Origin of the sequence: Mesorhizobium sp. M7A.F.Ca.MR.148.00.0.0 (assembly GCF_003997735.1) — a bacterium.
Classification (GTDB): Bacteria; Pseudomonadota; Alphaproteobacteria; order Rhizobiales; family Rhizobiaceae; genus Mesorhizobium.
The window spans coordinates 1-1,397 of sequence record NZ_RZTB01000275.1 but is presented as its reverse complement, the minus strand read 5'-3'; the positions used below and the strand labels follow the sequence as shown (position 1 = coordinate 1,397).

1 protein-coding gene is annotated in these 1,397 nt (G+C 64.9%); it reads right to left on the bottom strand.

Going from position 1 to position 1,397, the window contains the following annotated elements; all coding sequences use genetic code 11:
• Window positions 1-127: 127 nt before the first annotated feature.
• Window positions 128-1,318: an integrase core domain-containing protein gene (locus EOB49_RS33890; protein ID WP_127332395.1), complete on the bottom strand. Its 1,191-nt coding sequence runs from the start codon at window positions 1,316-1,318 to the stop codon at window positions 128-130.
• Between the last annotated feature and the right edge of the window lie 79 nt (window positions 1,319-1,397).

Here is a 1,397-nt window from a genome sequence, read left to right as displayed (position 1 = left end):
GGTCAAGCCGTTCTGATGGTTCGACTGATGCCTTCAAGCGTTGGCGCTGCCCCTCGCCTGCCTGCCGGTGTCCAGCCGATAGATGGGTAACAGTTTGAACCGGATAGATAGGTAACAGTTTTCCCCCTTATGATGGGTTCGCGGCAGCGCCAAACGGTTGGGTTGGCGCGGCGCTGCGGCGAACCAGTTTCCTGTGCTTGTGGTCGATGAAGCCGAGCGGATGGGCATGGAAGCGCACCGCCCATTGGCCGTTCTCAGTCTCTTCGATGGCAATCGGCTCGCCTGCCAGCGTGGCCGAGACGTAGATCTCTGCACCCTGCCATTTGACGGCGCCGTTCTGGCGCACGCTGCGCACCGCCGCCTCGGCCGGATAGTCCGGCTCGGGGATCGTCTTAGGCATGGGACGGGTCGAGGGACGGTAATGCTGCGCCGGGGTGCCCATGCCAAGCGCCTCGTGCGGGCGCTCCTCATTGTAGCTGCGCCGGAAGGCCTCGAAAGCCTGAGCTTGAGACGCCCTGTCGGCCTCCGGTGCCTTGGCCATCGGCAGCATGGTCAGGTGGAAGCGCTCATGGCGCCCGTTCTGCTGCGGCTTGCCCGGCTGGATGCGCTCAAGAGCGATGCCAAGCTTGATGAAGCGCGCCGCAAGCGGCGTAAGACCCGTGACGCCAGGCGATGCGAAGGGTGGGCCATTGTCGCTTCTGAACCGATCCGGCAGCCCATGCTCTTCAAACAGGCGCTCAAACACCGGCCAGGCCTCGGCGTCCGCCGTCGAACCCGTCGCTTCGAGCGCCAGAAGATAGCGGCACGCCCCATCCATCACCGTCAGCGGCTCGCAGCGCCACCCGTCGCCAGTCCGGAACCAGCCCTTGTGATCGCCCGTCCACAGCGCGTTCGGCCCCTCGGGCTCCGGCCATGGACCGTTGCCGGCCGCCTTCCAGCGCCTGCGCTTACGCCCCACAAGTCCATGCCGCTTCAGGATCTCACCGGCCGTCGAGACCGCAGGCCAACCGCAGCAGGGCTCCGCACGCTTGAGCCGGGCCATGATCTTCTTGGGCCCCCACAGCGGATGCGCTTCCTTCTCCGCCACGATCCGCTCCACCAGCTCCGCTGCCGTTGCCCGGCCGTGCTCGAGCGGCGCCCGCGGCAGATCATGCAGCCCTTCCGGCCCGAACTCCCGGTAGCGTCCAAGCCATTTGTACCCGGTCTTGCGCGAGATCTCGAAGGCAGTACACAGCTGCGTCATCGTCTCCTCGCCAGAAAGGCATTCCACAACAAACCGAAGCCGCTCATCCATGATGCCAGTCTCTCGCCAAACCATCGCCGGTCCTCCCGGCGGACAAGAAAACTGTCACCCATGCTATCGGTCCATTCTGTTACCTATCTATCCGGTTCGGACA